Raw genomic sequence first — 16,701 nt, 5'->3', positions numbered from 1 at the left:
AACCCGAAAGATCCCAGGCAATGTCTTCTGTGTCTGATCAGTCACCTCCGGCGACGGGCACTGCTTCCGGTGCTTCCTACGCGGCTGCCGGCGTCGACATCGAAGCGGGCGACCGCGCCGTAGAACTGATGAAGGAGTGGGTGAAGAAGACGCAGCGCCCCGAGGTCCTCGGCGGCCTCGGCGGCTTCGCCGGCCTCTTCGACGCCTCCGCCCTCAAGCGCTACGAGCGCCCGCTGCTCGCCTCCGCCACGGACGGCGTGGGCACCAAGGTCGACCTCGCCCGCCGGCTCGGCGTGTACGACACCATCGGCCACGACCTGGTCGCGATGGTCATGGACGACATCGTGGTGTGCGGCGCCGAGCCGCTCTTCATGACCGATTACATCTGCGTCGGCAAGGTCCACCCGGAGCGCGTGGCGGCCATCGTGAAGGGCATCGCCGAGGGCTGTGTGCTCGCGGGCTGCGCCCTGGTGGGCGGCGAGACGGCCGAACACCCGGGTCTGCTCGGTCCGGACGACTTCGACGTCGCGGGCGCGGGTACGGGCGTGGTGGAGGCCGACCGGCTGCTCGGCCCGGATCGTATCCGTACGGGTGACGCGGTGATCGCCATGGCGGCCTCCGGTCTTCACTCGAACGGGTACTCGCTCGTCCGGCACGTCCTCTTCGACCGGGCGAACCTCAGCCTGGACCAGCACGTCGCGGAGTTCGGCCGCTCGCTCGGCGAGGAGCTCCTGGAGCCCACCAAGATCTACTCGCTGGACTGCCTGGCGCTGACGAGGACCACCGACGTGCACGCCTTCAGCCACATCACCGGTGGCGGGCTCGCGGCCAACCTGGCCCGGGTGATCCCGGACGGGCTGCACGCGATCGTGGACCGTGAGACCTGGACGCCGGCCCCGGTCTTCGACCTCGTCGGCAGGACCGGTGAGGTCGAGCGTCTGGAGCTGGAGAAGACGCTGAACATGGGCGTGGGCATGATCGCGATCGTCCCCGAGGAATCGGCGGACGCGGCGCTGGCCACCCTCGCGGACCGCGGCGTGGACGCCTGGATCGCCGGTGAGATCACCGAGCGCGGCGAGCACGCGACGGGCGCGGCCCTGATCGGCGACTACGCGAGCTGAGGCCCTCGGGGCAGCACAAAACCCGGTCCGGCGTTGAGGCCCCGGACCGGGTGAAGTGCGGTTGCTACGAGAAATCCGCCAACAGAGATCTGCTCACCGCTACAGCTACGAGAGATCGCGGAAACCGCGAGGGACGCTGGTGCGTCAAGCGCCGCGACGTTGAGAGTGTGGACCGGACTGGTCGTCCTCATCCTCATCGTCGTCGTTGTAGAGATCCGCGTACTGGGCGTACGGGTCGTCTTCCTCGTCGTCGTCCTCGAACGGCTCGCCATTCGGCGGCTGGCTCGAAGTCGAAGCGCCCAGCTCATTGGCCAGACGCGAGAGGTCAGTCCCGCCGCTGCTGTACTTCAGCTGGCGGGCGACCTTCGTCTGCTTGGCCTTTGCCCGGCCGCGCCCCATGGCTCGACCCCCTCGGATACGGGGCTCGGTGGCCCCAGAGTCTTGACACGCGTTCATGATCTGGAACGGGCTCTCCATGGAGAGACCGGTCCGTAGGGCTTCCACGGTACCTGAGCCCGCGCCCATACGGTACGTCGCCCGCAGGACGCGCCTTGGCCCAGAACCTGCGAGGTGCCCTGTCCCCGCTGGTCAACCGCGATTTTAACCTCTTCTTGGCGGACGACCCGCCGACGGGAGTGAGAGTTCTCTCGAAGTGTCCCCTCGGCGGGTTCCTGACAAGCGTCCGGACACACGCGGAATGTGACGGAATGGAAGGTTCCGTTATCCGCGGCGGCGCGCTTCCGCCATCCGCTGCTCGGCGATCCGGTCGGCCGCCGCGGCCGGCGGAATCCCGTCCTCCTTCGCACGTGCGAAGATGTCCAGCGTGGTGTCGAAGATCTTCGTGGCCTTCGCCTTGCACCGGTCGAAGTCGAAGCCGTGCAGCTCGTCGGCGACCTGGATGACACCGCCCGCGTTCACCACGTAGTCGGGCGCGTAGAGGATCCCGCGGTCCGCGAGGTCCTTCTCGACACCCGGGTGCGCGAGCTGGTTGTTGGCGGCGCCGCAGACGATCCGCGCGGTGAGCGCCGGCACGGACGCGTCGTTCAGCGCCCCGCCCAGCGCGCAGGGGGCGTAGATGTCCAGGCCCTCGGTGCGGATCAGCGCCTCGGTGTCCGTGGCGGCCGTGACGCCCGTCGGGTGCTTGCCCAGGATCCGCCGTACGGACTCGTCGCGTACGTCCGTGATCACGACCTCGGCGCCGTCCTCGCGCAGATGGTCCACAAGGTGGTGGCCCACCTTGCCGACGCCCGCGATGCCGACCTTGCGGCCGCGCAGCGTCGGGTCGCCCCACAGGTGCTGGGCACTGGCCCGCATGCCCTGGAAGACCCCGTAGGCGGTCAGGACCGAGGAGTCGCCGGCGCCGCCGTTCTCGGGCGAGCGGCCCGTCGTCCAGCGGCACTCGCGCGCGACGACGTCCATGTCGGAGACGTACGTGCCGACGTCGCACGCGGTGACGTAGCGCCCGCCGAGCGAGGACACGAACCGGCCGTAGGCGAGGAGCAGGGCCTCGCTCTTGATCTGCTCGGGGTCCCCGATGATCACGGCCTTGCCGCCGCCGTGGTCGAGACCGGCCATGGCGTTCTTGTACGACATCCCGCGCGAGAGGTTCAGCGCGTCGGCGACGGCCTCCTCCTCGCTCGCGTACGGGTAGAAACGCGTCCCGCCCAGGGCGGGGCCCAGAGCGGTGGAGTGGATGGCGATGACGGCCTTGAGGCCGCTGGCCCGGTCCTGGCAGAGCACGACTTGCTCATGACCCCCCTGGTCCGAATGGAACAGGGTGTGCAGGACGCCGTCGGTCAGGTCGGTCACGGTGGTGACTCCCAGGTAAGTAGCGGCGGTTGTGGACGGTGCCCGTGCGGATGGCGGGCTTCCGTGGGCATGAGATTAGAGCCTGTGCCCGGTCGCCATCCGCGCAGTGTTCAGGATCACCTCCTCCTGGAGTACGTTTCCGCACGGTCGTGGGACGATTTGCAGTGATTTCCCGGTCGCCCGCGTGCCGCTCGTCCGGGATCCCGCCCGGGGTTTCGTGTCCGGTCCGTTGGGGAGGGAGCAGGGGTGCCCAAGGTGTCCTCGGTGATCGTCCCGTATGCGTCCTATCTGCGCGTGTACGAACCGCTGGCCGCCTTCCCGGAGCCTGAGCGAACCCACTGGGCGCGCTACGCACGGCGCGCCGAGCGACCGTCGTACCAGGACGAGTTGCGCCGCTCCCTGGCCGACCTGCTGCCCACCCCGCCGATCCCCGTGCCGGTGCACGAGAGCGCGGACGCGTTCGTGCTGAGTGTCGACGGAGTGCTCTGCGTCTGTCCCTGGCGCACCCGGCTGCGCGGCTGGCAGGCGCTGGAGGAGCTGGCCGACGAACTGCCCGCGTCCGTCCTGGACGCGGTCCTGCCGCCGCTCGTACGCCGCCAGGCGGCCCTCGACTACGAGCGCTGGCTGGCCCGCAACCCCGACGCCCGCCCGTGGATCCGCACCTCGACCTGGCAGGTGCCGCTGAACTGGTTCGTGCTCGTCACCGACGAGGAGCGGCGGTACGAGAAGGGGGCGGGCGGCGACGGAGCCGCGCCCGTGCTGCGCTACCGGACGCCGATGGTGCAGGCGCGGCGGCGGACGGCACGCGCCCTGAAGACCCTGCGGGACACCCTGGACGAGGGACCCCTCATCGACGGCCTGGTGGACGTGGGGCGCTGGCTGGAGGAGTTCCATCCGCGCTCGCTGGTCGAGCTGGACTACGGCGGGCTCGTGCACGCCCTGCCGGCCGGGCACCTCGAGGACGACCACTCGGCGGCCGACGTCGCCGAGGGCATCGAGGCGCTGCGTCATGGGGACGGGGCGGCGGCGGGCGAGGCGTACGGGCGGCTCGTGGAGCGCTGGCGCTCGGTCCGGGACCGGCGCTCGTCGAACTGAGGGACGTCCGGGGTCTCTGGGCCCGCGGGGCGCGTGGGTCCTGTGTGCCGTGTGGGTTCTGTGTGCCCTGTGGGACCCATGTGTCCTGTGGGGTGTCTGAGTACCTCGGGTCCGTCCGTGTGCCCCGGGACGGCCGGGGCGGGTTTGCCGCACGAGAAGTGTGATGTGCTTCTCACTGGTGTTCGTCCGAACTGACGTATGGTCCTCGCACGCTGAAGAACCCTCACTGCGGGAGAAGACCGCGCAGGGCAGGACCTAGGTCCCGATCCGGTCTTTTGTGTCAACGATGTGTCAAGCGTGACGGATGGCACTTACCTGGCTCTTGCATCGCTTGCCCCTCCTCGTGCCAAAATAGGACAAGGAGCTCGGGGGAGGGCTCCATCCGTCCATGTTTGGGCGGGAATCTCGGTATTGCCCGCTATGGGGGGTCTGACGACTCCTGATCGTCCTGTGACTGATCGTCACAGTGGCGTGACTGTCCGCTATGGCATGGTCCATCGGCTTCCGTCGCTGATGAACACCTGGGAGGGCAATTCCATCGGTTTGGCCGACGCGGCTGGACGGATGGTGTAGTTGTAGTGCCGAGGACAAGCCGTTCGTCCTATAACCGACTCGACTCGCGTCCGCCATTTCGGGCAACGCGGGTCAAGGTGCAGAATTTAGAGGAAAGAACCGAGAAGGTTCGGTTCTCCCGAGGAGGCCGCTCATGACCGCTCGCACCCCTGATGCCGAGCCGCTGCTGACCCCGGCTGAGGTCGCCACGATGTTCCGCGTCGACCCCAAGACGGTCACGCGGTGGGCGAAGGCCGGCAAGCTGACATCCATCCGCACGCTCGGCGGGCACCGCCGCTACCGCGAGGCTGAGGTCCGCGCGCTACTCGCGGGTATCCCGCAGCAGCGTAGCGAGGCCTGAACAATCGCATAACCGGGCAATTCGGCAGGTCCCCCAACCCGTCAAGACGCCCGAACCACAGCTCCAAGCGACGCGGGTCCTGCCCCAACAGGGCTCACGCCCGACCCAGTTACACATGCGACAAGGGTGCGTCGTCGATCGCGCTGGACTCCGCCGGGTCCAGCGCGATTTTTTTGTGCCCTGCTCAGGCGCCGGAGGGGCGTTGGTGTGGGCCGTGCGGTGGGCCTGTGAGCGGCCTTGTCGGAGTCTGGGGAGGGCTGTCGGATCTCCTGTGGGAGCCCTCGGAGAGTGGTGCAATTGCACATATTAAATTGACCAGTTGTAGGTGGGGTGTAAGTTCAGCCCTTCTGAAAACTTGTGCGGTGACACCCGTCACATGCCAGAGTCCTTGTTGCCTGTGACGCGTCTGCGCTAAAGGAGTTGGGCGGATGCGCCCTCCCGCGCGAGGTCACGCACGGGAGGGGGTTTCGTCCTCGGCCGCCGTCTCGTCCTCCTCGCCGCGCGCGGAGGGCTCCATGGCCAGTCTCAGGAGCTGATGGCAGATCGGGCAGTGCCGCGTCAGATGGCGATACCCGGAGGCGGCCGACAGATGGGCGCGGAGCAGAGCGCGCGTCTCGTGCCGAGCGGACGCCGCCATGAACCACCTCCGGGAGGTCGAGTGCCCTGGATTCCGGGGTACCCGCCGAATGTGACGGCGTCAAGGTGCGGGGGGCTCCGCCGGTCCGGCGGGCCGCGTCCTGCGTTCGATGGGAGGGCCTGGGGGGCGGCCCTGTGGGGGTGGGGGCGCGTGAGGCGCGTGACGGGGCGTACGGCACCCGGAGTCCGTGGATACGCGCCCAGGGGTCCGAACGTGCGCCGCCGGGGGGCTGGCTCCGCGTGGAGTGCGTACGCACGAGAGCCCGGGTCCGAAGACCCGGGCTCTCGTATCTCTTGCGGTCCTGACGGGATTTGAACCCGCGGCCTCCACCTTGACAGGGTGGCGAGCACTCCAAACTGCTCCACAGGACCAGGTTTCGCAGTCACTTTCTTGCGCTGTGCTGCGAGAAGAGACTGTACAGGAGGGTGAGCCCGGGGTCGAACTCACCCACCGTGCAGGTCCCGTTACGGCACCGCCGCGTCGATCGCCTTCACGATGCGCTTGTCGGAGACCGGGTACGCCGTGCCGAGCGCGTGGGCGAAATAGCTGACCCGGAGCTCCTCGATCATCCAGCGGATGTCCAGGACCTGCTGCGGGACCGGCCGGCCCTGCGGCATCTGCTCCAGGAGCCACGCGTACTCGTCCTGCATCTCGTGGACCTTCTCCATGCGGGTGGTGTCCCGCTGGACGCCGGTCGGCATCTGCTGCAGGCGGCGGTCGGCGGCGACGAGATAGCGCATCAGGTCCGGGAGCCGGCGCAGGCCGGTCGCCGTGACGAAGCCGGGCTTCACCAGGGCGTTCAGCTGCGTCCGTACGTCCGTGAGGTTTGCCAGCAGGGTGGGGCTGCTGGTGGCCTTCAGGCGGCGCTCACAGGCCTGCCAGGCGGCGAGGACCTGCTGCACCTGGCCCACCGTCCGGACCGTCGTGTCGACGATCTCGGCGCGCACCTTGTCATACAGCTTCCGGTACGACTCCTCGTCCCACGCAGGGCCCCCGAAGTCGCCGATCAGCTTGTCCGCCGCCGCCGTCGCGCAGTCGTCGAACAGGGCCTGCACGGAGCCGTGCGGGTTGGCGGACAGGGCGAGCTTCTGGGCGTTGGTGAGCTTGTCCGAGGCGAACTTGGCAGGGTTCACCGGGATGTTGCGCAGGATCAGCCGCCGGGTGCCCGTCCACATGGCCTGCGCCTGCTCGGCCTCCGTGTCGAAGAGACGTACGGAGACGGTGTCCGCCGTCGGGCCGTCGTCGACCAGGGCCGGGTACGCCTTCACCGGCTGGCCGGCCCGGCGCGTCTCGAAGACGCGCGTCAGCGTGCCGATCGTCCAGTCCGTCAGTCCCGTGCGTTCCAGGGACTCGCCGCCCTCGCGCTCCGCCGTCGCCGCCGCGGCCTGCGAGATCGCCTTGCGCGCCTTCGGCTTCAGCTGGAGCTGGAGGGTCGAGAGGTCCTTGTCCTCGGCCAGCTTGCGGCGCCGCTCGTCGACGATCCGGAAGGTGATCTTCAGGTGGTCGGGGACGCGGGACCAGTCGAAGTCGTCGGCCGTGACCGGCACGCCGACCATCCGCTTGAGCTCACGCGCGAGGGTTGTCGCCAGCGGCTCCTGAAGGGGCACGGCCTGGTCGAGGAACCGCTTCGCGAAGTTCGGGGCCGGCACGTAGTTGCGGCGGATGGGCTTGGGGAGGGAACGGATGAGCTCGGTGACCACCTCTTCGCGCAGACCCGGGATCTGCCAGTCGAAGCCCTCGTCCGTCACCTGGTTCAGGACCTGGAGCGGGATGTGGACCGTGACGCCGTCGGCGTCCGCGCCCGGCTCGAACTGGTAGGTCACCCGGAACTTCAGGCGGCCCTGGCGCCACGAGTCGGGGTAGTCGTCCTTGGTGACCGCCCCCGCCTTCTCGTTGATGAGCATCGAACGCTCGAAGTCGAGGAGCTCGGGCTCGTCATGGCGCTTGTGCTTCCACCAGGAGTCGAAGTGCGCGCCGGACACGACGTGGGCCGGCACCCGCTGGTCGTAGAAGTCGAACAGCGTCTCGTCGTCGACCAGGATGTCCCGGCGGCGGGCACGGTGCTCCAGCTCCTCGACCTCGGTCAGGAGCTTGCGGTTGTCGGCGAAGAACTTGTGGTGCGTGCGCCAGTCGCCCTCCACGAGGGCGTTGCGGATGAAGAGGTCGCGGCTCGTCTCGGGGTCGATACGGCCGTAGTTGACCTTGCGTTGGGCGACGATCGGGACGCCGTAGAGAGTGACCTTCTCGTACGCCATCACGGCCGCCTGGTCCTTCTCCCAGTGCGGTTCGCTGTAGGTGCGCTTGAGGAGGTGTTCCGCCAGGGGTTCGACCCACTCGGGTTCGATCCTGGCGTTCACCCGGGCCCAGAGACGGGAGGTCTCCACCAGCTCGGCCGACATCACGAAACGCGGGGGCTTCTTGAAGAGGGCCGAGCCCGGGAAGATCGCGAACTTCGCGTTGCGGGCGCCGAGGTACTCGTTCTTGCCCGTGCTCCTCCCGCTCTCGCCCCCGGTCTCCTTCACGTCCTTCATGCCGACGTGCGAGAGCAGGCCGGCGAGGAGGGAGACATGGACACTCTGCTCCGCCGCGTCGTCCTCGTTGAGGTGGATGCCCATCTGCTTGGCGACGGTGCGGAGCTGGGAGTAGATGTCCTGCCACTCGCGGATGCGCAGGAAGTTGAGGTACTCCTGCTTGCACATGCGGCGGAAGGCGGACGATCCTCGTTCCTTTTGCTGTTCGCGGACGTAACGCCAGAGGTTGAGGAAGGCGAGGAAGTCGCTCGTCTCGTCCCTGAAGCGGGCGTGCTGCTGGTCCGCCTGCGTCTGCTTGTCGGCGGGGCGCTCGCGCGGGTCCTGGATGGAGAGTGCCGCGGCGATCACCATGACCTCGCGCGCACAGCCGTTCTTGTCGGCCTCCAGGACCATGCGGGCCAGCCGGGGGTCGACGGGGAGCTGGGCGAGCTTGCGGCCGGTGTCCGTGAGGCGCTTGCGTACGTCCTTCTGGGACGGGTCCAGCGCGCCCAGTTCCTGGAGGAGTTGGACGCCGTCGCGGATGTTGCGGTGGTCCGGCGGGTCGATGAAGGGGAACTTCTCGATGTCGCCGAGGCCGGCCGCCGTCATCTGGAGGATGACGCTCGCCAGGTTCGTACGGAGGATCTCCGCGTCCGTGAACTCCGGGCGGGTGTTGAAGTCGTCCTCGGAGTACAGGCGGATGCAGATGCCGTCCGACGTACGGCCACAACGGCCCTTGCGCTGGTTGGCGCTGGCCTGTGAGACCGGCTCGATGGGCAGGCGCTGGACCTTGGTGCGGTGGCTGTATCTGGAGATGCGGGCGTTGCCCGGGTCGATGACGTACTTGATGCCCGGGACGGTGAGCGAGGTCTCGGCGACGTTGGTCGCCAGAACGATCCTGCGGCCGGTGTGGGGCTGGAAGACGCGGTGCTGCTCCGCGTGGGAGAGGCGGGCGTAGAGGGGGAGGACCTCGGTGAAGCGGTAGTTCTTCTTCGTGAGCGCGTCCGCCGTGTCGCGGATCTCGCGTTCGCCGGAGAGGAACACCAGGATGTCGCCCTTGCCCTCGGCCTGCAGTTCCTCGACCGCGTCCGTGATCGCGGTGATCTGGTCGCGGTCGGCGTCGTCCCCCTCCTCTTCGAGGAGCGGACGGTAGCGGACCTCCACGGGGTACGTACGGCCGCTGACCTCGACGATCGGGGCGTCGCCGAAGTGGCGGGAGAAGCGCTCCGGGTCGATCGTGGCCGACGTGATGACGACCTTGAGGTCCGGGCGCTTGGGCAGCAGCTGGGCGAGGTAGCCGAGCAGGAAGTCGATGTTGAGGGAGCGCTCGTGGGCCTCGTCGATGATGATCGTGTCGTACGCGCGCAGCTCGCGGTCCGTCTGGATCTCGGCGAGCAGGATGCCGTCCGTCATGAGCTTGACGAAGGTGCCGTCCGGGTTCACCTGGTCGGTGAAGCGGACCTTCCAGCCGACGGCCTCGCCCAGGGGGGTGTCCAGCTCCTCCGCCACACGCTCGGCGACCGTGCGGGCGGCGATGCGGCGGGGCTGGGTGTGGCCGATCATGCCGCGGACGCCGCGGCCCAGTTCGAGACAGATCTTGGGGATCTGGGTGGTCTTTCCGGAGCCGGTCTCACCTGCGACGATGACGACCTGGTGGTCGCGTATGGCGTCGGCGATGTCGGACTTCTTCTGGCTGACCGGGAGCTGCTCGGGGTAGCTGACGGCGGGCACGCGGGTGCGGCGCTCGGCCATGCGGGCCTCGGCCTTGGTGACCTCCGCGTCGATCTCGGCGAGCACGGCGGTGCGGGCTTCGGGTTTGCGGATCCGGCGCGCGCCCTCGAGCCTGCGGCCGAGCCGGTGCGCGTCGCGCAGGGACAGCTCGGCCAGGCGGGGGGCGAGGTCGCCGAGGACGGGGGCAGGATGCGTAGACATACGCCGTCCAGGATCTCACCTCGCCGAAATTACTGGCGAGTGCTTTATCTGGGGACCCGTGGGCGCCGGGTGCCGGTGGTGGGGCCGCCTGGCGCCGGTGGGTGGGTCGGGGCCGTGGCGGTGCGTCGAGCCCGTCGCCGCGGGATCAGACGGGGGCCGGGCATGCGAACCGCTGCTCGATCCGGGCGTAGCGACGGGCTTGCGACGCACCGCCACGGCCCCTCGCGTCGCATGGCGGCCTCGGGGCCCTTGGTGGTTTCGCGTCGCGTGGTGGGTTCGGGTGATCAGGGGTGCGGGTTGTCAGGGGTGCGGGGGGACGGGGGCGTGGGGGTTGGGGTCTCGGGGGGTGTCTGGGTGCGGCGGGGGCCGCCCTGGGCCATGGCCTGGGCGGTGTTGGAGACGGCCTTGATGCCCAGGTACGCCGTGGTCATCGTGCTGACCGCGGTGAAGGCCGCCGTCAGCACGCCGATGATCACCGACTTGTCGCCGCCCAGGCGCCATACGCCGGCGATCGCGACGGCGACGATCGCGAAGTTGCTCAGGACGACCGCCGTCAGCCCGTACAGGGCCCGGTACCGCTCCAGGTCGAGCTCCCTGATCGGCTTCGCCCCGTCCTTGCCCACCATCACTGGTCCCCCTTGCCCACCACACGATGTCCGGTCAGCCAGAACGTAGTGTCCTGCCCAGGGCATGCCAAGTTCGGCTCGCCGGGGTGTCGGGGCATCGAAGGGCGTCGGGGGTACGACGAAGGCCCCGTCCGTAATGGACGGGGCCTTCGGTGTGGTGGCTGGGGCCGGGGTCGAACCGGCGACCTATCGCTTTTCAGGCGATCGCTCGTACCAACTGAGCTACCCAGCCACGAGGTTTCATGTGAAACCTCAGCGGTCCTGACGGGATTTGAACCCGCGGCCTCCACCTTGACAGGGTGGCGAGCACTCCAAACTGCTCCACAGGACCAAGCTGTTGCGTGCGACGCGTAAAACAGTGTCGCACACGGTGTTGCGTGCCCCCAACGGGATTCGAACCCGTGCTACCGCCTTGAAAGGGCGGCGTCCTAGGCCGCTAGACGATGAGGGCTATCGGCCCGCCTGGGCGCTTCTCAGCGCGTCGGGGACGTGAGAAGCATATGGGATGGCGGGAGGTATCGCCAAAACGGTTTACGGGGTGCTCGTGGAGGTGGTCGGGGAGGGGGAGGAGGACGGGGGTGCGCCGGGTTGGTTCTCCTTCGGGAGGTGTCGGCTGACCTCGGCCGTCGTCAGGCCCAGGCCCCCCAGTTTGATCTCGTCCCAGGCCTGGAGGCGGCGGGTGTCACGGTCGACGTAGAGGACCGAGGCCTCGATGGGGTCCGGGTACTTGCCCTCGATCGCGCGCAGGCCGCTGCCGCCCGTCGAGCCCTCTACGCGCAGGCGGGTTCCGTACTTCATGACCTCCATCTGTTCGTGGTGGAGGTGACCGGCCAGGACGAGGGGCACCTCGCCGTCCGTCCCGCGGGCCGCCGACGGCTCGTGGGCGATGGCGATGTCGACGGGGGTGCCTGCCGTGCGCTGGTCGCGGAGGGCGGAGGCCAGGCGGGCGCCGGCCAGATCCTCCGCCGCGTCGCCGCCCGGGGCGACCGAGCGGTCGGGGGTGAACTGGGGGTCGCCGATGCCGGCGAAGCGCAGGCCCGCGATCGTGATCGCGCGGCCGTCGTCCAGGACGTGCACGTTCTTCAGGCGTTCCAGGTAGCGCTGGGTGACGAGGCTGTCGTGGTTGCCGCGCACCCAGATGTAGGGCGCGCCCAGGTCGGGGATGGAGTCCAGGAAGCCGTTCTCGGCCGACGTCCCGTGGTCCATGGTGTCGCCGGAGTCGACGATCACATTGATCGAGTACTGCTTCACCAGCGACGCGATGATCTTCCAGCTCGCGGGGTTGAGGTGGATGTCGGAGACGTGCAGGACCCGGATCGTGGACGGGTCCGGCTCGTACGTCGGGAGCGTGGACGTGACGTCGTAGAGCTTCGTCACGTTCGTCACCAGGCGTGCCAACTCCTCCTGGTAGACGTTGAATTCGCTGACGATGTTGCGGGCGTTGCCGACGAGGGAGGGTGCGGAGGAGAGCAGTCCTGAGAACCTCGGTTCCAGCACCGAGTTCGGGTTCCAGGTCGCGAAGGCCGTCGCACCCGAGGCGGTGAGCAGGGTGAGGGCCAGGCCGCCGGCGGCCAGGGCGCGGCGCGGGCGGCGGTAGACCGCGAGGCCGAGGGCCGTGGCGCCCGCCACGACCGCGACGCAGGACCGTACGGCCAGGTCGAGCGTGCCGTGCTCGACGTCGTGCGCGACCTCGTCCTGCAGGCCCGAGAGCCGCTCGGGGTGGTCGACCAGGGCCTGCGCGCGGACGGGGTCGAGCTGGTCGACGTTCACGTCGAGGCGGACCGGGGCGATGTGGCTGTTCAGCTCCAGGGCGCCGAGCGGGGAGACGTTGATCTTGGTGCCGCCGGTGACCGAGGGGCGCAGGGTCATCGTGGTGTCCATGGGGCCGACCGGGACGCGCACATCGCCCACGATCAGCAGGCCAAGCCAGGCGCCGAGGAGGACGACCGCCATCAGGCCGAGCGCACGGGTGTACGGGTTCGGCTGCTGGACGAGTTCCTCGGTGACGGGGCGGAAGCGGGGAGAGCGGCGGGAGCTGAGGCGGAGGCGGCGGCGGAGGTGCGGGGTGGGGCGGGGGCGGCGTGTGCGGGTCAGGGCGGTGATGACGGCGGACAGGGAGGCGGTGACGGCGGATGTGGCGGTGGTGACGGCAGCGGGGACGCGGGCCATTGGTCCCGTATGCCCAAGTGCGGGGGTGGGTATGCGGGGTGTACGGGGCTGTCGTCGACTCTCCTGCGAGGCGGTCGTACCGGACAATGGCCGTGTGCTGGAGATGACGCGCGAGGAGTTCGAGGAACTGGTCGCCGAGGCGCTGGACCGGATTCCGCCGGAGCTGACGCGGTTGATGGACAACGTGGCGGTGTTCGTCGAGGACGAGCCCGACCCCGCCGATCCCGAGCTGCTCGGGCTCTACGAGGGAACTCCGCTGACCGATCGGGGGGAGTGGTACGCGGGGGTGCTGCCGGATCGGATCACGATCTACCGGGGGCCGACCCTGCGGATGTGCGAGACGCGGGAGGACGCGGTCGCGGAGACCGAGGTCACCGTGGTGCACGAGATCGCGCATCACTTCGGGATCGACGACGAACGGTTGCACGCGCTCGGCTACGGGTGAGTGAGCGGGGAGTGGGTGGCGGGGGCCGACGCCCCCTGGGGCTCGGGACGTGTGTCATGTTCCCGCGTGTCCTCTTGTGGGCGCCGGGAGTTGGGCAGGGGGACTCCCCGATCCATCCCCAGGGTCTCGGCCTCGCCGAGCAGGGGAGACCCCCTCCGGAGGTGGCTGCCCGTGCGCGCCTTGTACGTACCCGTCCGTCTGGCCGCCACGGTCATCGTCGTCGCGTCCGCCGCCGGCTGTATGAGCGTGGGTGACGACGCGGGCCGGCCCGGACCCGCGCACTCGGCGGGGCGGCACGGCGGTCAGGCCCCCGACGGGGGGTCCGCGGAGAGCGGGGGCGGTGGCGGGTTCCACGGAGGGACGGGTGTGAAGGGCGGCGCCTCCGCCAAGCCCGGTGAGCACGCCTCCGGGTCGGCGTCCGCGTCCGCGTCGGCCTCCGGCGGTGCGAAGCCGTCCACCAGGGCGACGGGCAAGGGGGACGGCAAGGGGCAGCCGGAGCAGCCTCCGCCGTCGAACGGGGTGCCGAGTCCCACGCATGCCACGTCCGATCCGACTCCGCCGCCCCCTCCTCCGCCACCGCCCGTGACGCCGACGCCCGATCCGACCACGGCTGAGCCCTCGTCCTCGGCGCATGAGCAGACCACGCAACTGGTGGATCGGCAGCCGGCGCCGCAGGCGGGCCAACCGGCGTGAACGGGGTGGTGGACGGGCGGCGGGGAGGGGCGCAGGGTCGACGAGCGGAGGGGGCGCGGGAAAGTCGGCGGAGGGGGCGGGAATACGCTCGCCCACCGCTGGTGTTGCACCCTCTGCCAGCAGACGTAAGACCTGCCCTGCGTGCCTGACCTGCCCCTTTGGGGGTCAGTTTGCCTTCAGGGGTGGGGGGTGCGTATGGTGGTAGATCGTTTGATCCCATTTGCCCGGCGCCATTGCAGAGAGCGCCGCGTGTGGCGCGTACTCTCCCTTGCCGTGGCCGGACCGCATAGAGGCGGTCGATTGCGACTTCACGGAGTTTGGGCGCGTGCCGAAGAACTCCGGAAGGTTCGCATTTCGCATGTCTGTTTCCAGTACTGATCACGTCGTCGTGCCCGAGAACAACGAGAACGACAACAACGAGGGCGTCCAGGCCGCCGTCGAGACCGTGGAGACGGTCGAGGCCGTCGAGGCCGCCCCCGAGATCACCTTCGACTCCCTCGGCCTCCCCGAGGGCGTCGTCCGCAAGCTCGCCCAGAACGGTGTGACCACCCCGTTCCCGATCCAGGCCGCGACCATCCCGGACGCCCTGGCCGGCAAGGACATCCTCGGCCGTGGCCGCACCGGCTCCGGCAAGACCCTCTCCTTCGGTCTGCCGACCCTGGCGCGGCTCGCCGGCGGTCACACCGAGAAGAAGAAGCCGCGCGCCGTCATCCTCACGCCGACCCGTGAGCTGGCCATGCAGGTCGCCGACGCGCTGCAGCCCTACGGCGACGTCCTCGGCCTGAAGATGAAGGTCGTCTGCGGCGGTACGTCGATGGGCAACCAGATCTACGCCCTGGAGCGCGGCGTCGACGTCCTCGTCGCCACCCCGGGCCGCCTGCGCGACATCATCAACCGCGGCGCCTGCTCGCTGGAGAACGTCCAGGTGGCCGTTCTCGACGAGGCCGACCAGATGTCCGACCTGGGCTTCCTGCCCGAGGTCACCGAGCTGTTCGACCAGATCCCGGCGGGCGGCCAGCGGATGCTGTTCTCGGCCACCATGGAGAACGAGATCTCCACGCTGGTCAAGCGCTACCTGACCAACCCGGTCACGCACGAGGTCGACAGCGCCCAGGGCAACGTCACGACGATGTCCCACCACATCCTCATCGTGAAGCCCAAGGACAAGGCGCCGGTCACCGCCGCGATCGCCTCCCGCAAGGGCCGCACGATCATCTTCGTCCGCACCCAGCTGGGCGCCGACCGTATCGCCGAGCAGCTGCGCGACGCCGGTGTGAAGGCCGACGCGCTGCACGGCGGCATGACCCAGGGCGCGCGGACCCGGACGCTGGCCGACTTCAAGGACGGTTACGTCAACGCGCTCGTCGCGACCGACGTCGCCGCCCGCGGTATCCACGTCGACGGCATCGACCTCGTCCTGAACGTGGACCCGGCCGGTGACCACAAGGACTACCTGCACCGCTCCGGCCGTACGGCCCGTGCGGGCCGCAGCGGAACCGTGGTGTCCCTCTCCCTGCCGCACCAGCGTCGTCAGATCTTCCGGCTGATGGAGGACGCGGGCGTCGACGCCGCGCGTCACATCATCAACTCCGGTACGGCCTTCGAGCCCGAGGTCGCCGAGATCACCGGCGCCCGGTCGATGACCGAGGTCCAGGCCCAGTCGGCAGGCGACGCCGCGCAGCAGGCCGAGCGTGAGGTCTCGCAGCTCACCAAGGAGCTGGAGCGCGCGCAGCGTCGTGCGGTCGAGCTGCGTGGGGAGGCCGACCGTCTGGTGGCCCGTGCCGCGCGCGAGCGGGGCGAGGACCCGGAGGCGGCGGTCGTCGCGGCCGCGGAGGCCCTGGCGGAGCAGGCGGTGGCCGAGGCCGCGGCCGAGACGCCGGCCGTGTCCGAGCAGCCCGTCGCCGAACGTTCGTCCTACGAGCCGCGTCAGCGCCGTGACGAGCGGGGCAACTTCGAGCGTCGTGACGACCGTGGTGGCTCTGGCTTCCGTCGGGACAACGACCGTCGTGATGACCGTGGTGGTCGTTCGTTCGAGCGTCGTGACGACCGTGGTGGTTCCGGCTTCCGTCGGGACAACGACCGTCGTGATGACCGTGGTGGTCGTTCGTTCGAGCGTCGTGACGACCGTGGTGGTTCCGGCTTCCGTCGGGACAACGACCGTCGTGATGACCGTGGTGGTCGTTCGTTCGAGCGTCGTGACGACCGTGGTGGTTCCGGCTTCCGCCGGGACAACGACCGTCGTGACGACCGTGGCGGCTTCGACCGCGACCGTCGGGACGGCGACCGTGGTGGTCGTTCGTTCGAGCGTCGTGACGACCGCGGTGGCTCCGGCTTCCGCCGTGACAACGACCGTGGCACCGCCGGCCGCTCCTTCGAGCGTCGCGACGACCGTGGCGGTCACCGTGGCAGCGACCGTCCCTTCAACCGCGACCGCCAGGACAACCGTCCCTCCAGCGGTTTCCGCGCCGGCAGCCACGACCGCCCGTACGGCCGTCGCGACGACCACCGCGGCACCGGCACCGGTACCGGCACCGGTACCGGCACGGGTACCGGCACCGGCTCCTTCGGCCGCCGCGACGAGAAGCCCCGCTGGAAGCGCAACGGCTGACGTCCGATGACATCTGCTGACGTCCGCTGACGTCCGCGCATGCTGAACGCCGTGGCCCCCACCGATCCGGTGGGGGCCACGGCGTTTCCGTGCCTGTGGCCGTGCCCCGCGCTGTTTCGAAAGGCACTCCGGAAACTTTGAAC

12 protein-coding genes and 4 tRNA genes are annotated in these 16,701 nt (G+C 69.5%); 6 read left to right on the top strand and 10 right to left on the bottom strand.

Annotated elements, in window-relative coordinates; all coding sequences use genetic code 11:
- Positions 1-20: 20 nt before the first annotated feature.
- Complete coding sequence (gene purM / locus AAFF41_RS23850) at positions 21-1,121, top strand: phosphoribosylformylglycinamidine cyclo-ligase (protein ID WP_054235039.1); 1,101 nt, start codon at positions 21-23, stop codon at positions 1,119-1,121.
- A gap of 144 nt (positions 1,122-1,265) precedes the next feature.
- Here purM and AAFF41_RS23845 read toward each other — a convergent pair whose 3' ends face one another.
- Together AAFF41_RS23845 and AAFF41_RS23840 are read right to left on the bottom strand one after the other, a co-directional pair.
- Positions 1,266-1,520: a DUF3073 domain-containing protein gene (locus AAFF41_RS23845; protein WP_319753414.1), complete on the bottom strand. Its 255-nt coding sequence runs from the start codon at positions 1,518-1,520 to the stop codon at positions 1,266-1,268.
- A 321-nt stretch (positions 1,521-1,841) separates the two neighbouring features.
- Positions 1,842-2,930 (bottom strand): Leu/Phe/Val dehydrogenase, encoded by a 1,089-nt coding sequence (locus tag AAFF41_RS23840; protein WP_343324609.1) that lies wholly within the window; start codon positions 2,928-2,930, stop codon positions 1,842-1,844.
- A gap of 246 nt (positions 2,931-3,176) precedes the next feature.
- Here AAFF41_RS23840 and AAFF41_RS23835 point away from each other — a divergent pair, with 246 nt between their 5' ends.
- Entirely contained in the window at positions 3,177-4,025 is an 849-nt protein-coding gene (locus AAFF41_RS23835) for a DUF8083 family protein (protein ID WP_319753412.1), read from the top strand.
- Positions 4,026-4,731: 706 nt separating this feature from the next.
- Complete coding sequence (gene bldC, locus AAFF41_RS23830) at positions 4,732-4,938, top strand: developmental transcriptional regulator BldC (RefSeq protein ID WP_003949541.1); 207 nt, start codon at positions 4,732-4,734, stop codon at positions 4,936-4,938.
- 448 nt (positions 4,939-5,386) lie between these two features.
- Here the strand turns inward: bldC and AAFF41_RS23825 are convergent, their stop codons facing one another.
- From AAFF41_RS23825 to AAFF41_RS23790, 8 genes are all read right to left on the bottom strand, one after another.
- Positions 5,387-5,575, bottom strand: coding sequence for a DUF6274 family protein (locus AAFF41_RS23825; RefSeq protein WP_319753411.1), 189 nt, complete (start codon positions 5,573-5,575; stop codon positions 5,387-5,389).
- Between the two features lie 296 nt (positions 5,576-5,871).
- Positions 5,872-5,946, bottom strand: a tRNA-Asp gene (locus tag AAFF41_RS23820).
- Positions 5,947-6,039: 93 nt separating this feature from the next.
- Entirely contained in the window at positions 6,040-10,017 is a 3,978-nt protein-coding gene (hrpA, locus tag AAFF41_RS23815; protein ID WP_343324608.1) for an ATP-dependent RNA helicase HrpA, read from the bottom strand.
- 284 nt (positions 10,018-10,301) lie between these two features.
- The gene (locus AAFF41_RS23810; RefSeq protein ID WP_319753409.1) at positions 10,302-10,643 is read right to left on the bottom strand and encodes a hypothetical protein; all 342 of its coding nucleotides are present in this window, start codon (positions 10,641-10,643) and stop codon (positions 10,302-10,304) included.
- Positions 10,644-10,798: 155 nt separating this feature from the next.
- Positions 10,799-10,875 (bottom strand) — tRNA-Phe (locus AAFF41_RS23805).
- Between the two features lie 24 nt (positions 10,876-10,899).
- Positions 10,900-10,974, bottom strand: a tRNA-Asp gene (locus AAFF41_RS23800).
- Between the two features lie 47 nt (positions 10,975-11,021).
- Positions 11,022-11,094 (bottom strand) — tRNA-Glu (locus AAFF41_RS23795).
- 80 nt (positions 11,095-11,174) lie between these two features.
- Positions 11,175-12,812: a metallophosphoesterase family protein gene (locus AAFF41_RS23790; RefSeq protein ID WP_343324607.1), complete on the bottom strand. Its 1,638-nt coding sequence runs from the start codon at positions 12,810-12,812 to the stop codon at positions 11,175-11,177.
- Positions 12,813-12,906: 94 nt separating this feature from the next.
- On the opposite strand from AAFF41_RS23790, the gene AAFF41_RS23785 reads away from it, so the two are divergent.
- The 3 genes from AAFF41_RS23785 (at position 12,907) to AAFF41_RS23775 (ending at position 16,558) form a co-directional block, all read left to right on the top strand.
- A complete protein-coding gene (locus tag AAFF41_RS23785) occupies positions 12,907-13,257 on the top strand; it encodes a metallopeptidase family protein (RefSeq protein WP_060901697.1) in 351 nt (116 codons plus the stop codon).
- Between the two features lie 171 nt (positions 13,258-13,428).
- Positions 13,429-13,950 carry a hypothetical protein gene (locus AAFF41_RS23780; RefSeq protein ID WP_319753407.1) on the top strand — a complete coding sequence of 174 codons (522 nt, stop codon included), beginning with the start codon at positions 13,429-13,431 and terminating at the stop codon, positions 13,948-13,950.
- A 358-nt stretch (positions 13,951-14,308) separates the two neighbouring features.
- On the top strand, positions 14,309-16,558 hold the full coding sequence (locus AAFF41_RS23775; protein ID WP_343324606.1) for a DEAD/DEAH box helicase: 2,250 nt from the start codon (positions 14,309-14,311) through the stop codon (positions 16,556-16,558).
- The last annotated feature ends 143 nt before the right edge of the window (positions 16,559-16,701 follow it).

Origin of the sequence: Streptomyces mirabilis (assembly GCF_039503195.1) — a bacterium.
Classification (GTDB): domain Bacteria; phylum Actinomycetota; class Actinomycetes; order Streptomycetales; family Streptomycetaceae; genus Streptomyces; species Streptomyces mirabilis_D.
The sequence above is the reverse complement of the archived record's forward strand: the minus strand, read 5'-3'. Positions and strand labels throughout refer to the sequence as shown.

Bases quoted from the DNA above. Each gene is read 5' to 3' on its own strand.
- AAFF41_RS23790 (WP_343324607.1), bottom strand. From the start codon at position 12,812: ATGGCCCGCGTCCCCGCTGCCGTCACCACCGCCACATCCGCCGTCACC.
- bldC (WP_003949541.1), top strand. From the start codon at position 4,732: ATGACCGCTCGCACCCCTGATGCCGAGCCGCTGCTGACCCCGGCTGAG.
- AAFF41_RS23825 (WP_319753411.1), bottom strand. From the start codon at position 5,575: ATGGCGGCGTCCGCTCGGCACGAGACGCGCGCTCTGCTCCGCGCCCAT.
- purM (WP_054235039.1), top strand. From the start codon at position 21: ATGTCTTCTGTGTCTGATCAGTCACCTCCGGCGACGGGCACTGCTTCC.
- AAFF41_RS23845 (WP_319753414.1), bottom strand. From the start codon at position 1,520: ATGGGGCGCGGCCGGGCAAAGGCCAAGCAGACGAAGGTCGCCCGCCAG.
- AAFF41_RS23810 (WP_319753409.1), bottom strand. From the start codon at position 10,643: ATGGTGGGCAAGGACGGGGCGAAGCCGATCAGGGAGCTCGACCTGGAG.
- hrpA (WP_343324608.1), bottom strand. From the start codon at position 10,017: ATGTCTACGCATCCTGCCCCCGTCCTCGGCGACCTCGCCCCCCGCCTG.
- AAFF41_RS23775 (WP_343324606.1), top strand. From the start codon at position 14,309: ATGTCTGTTTCCAGTACTGATCACGTCGTCGTGCCCGAGAACAACGAG.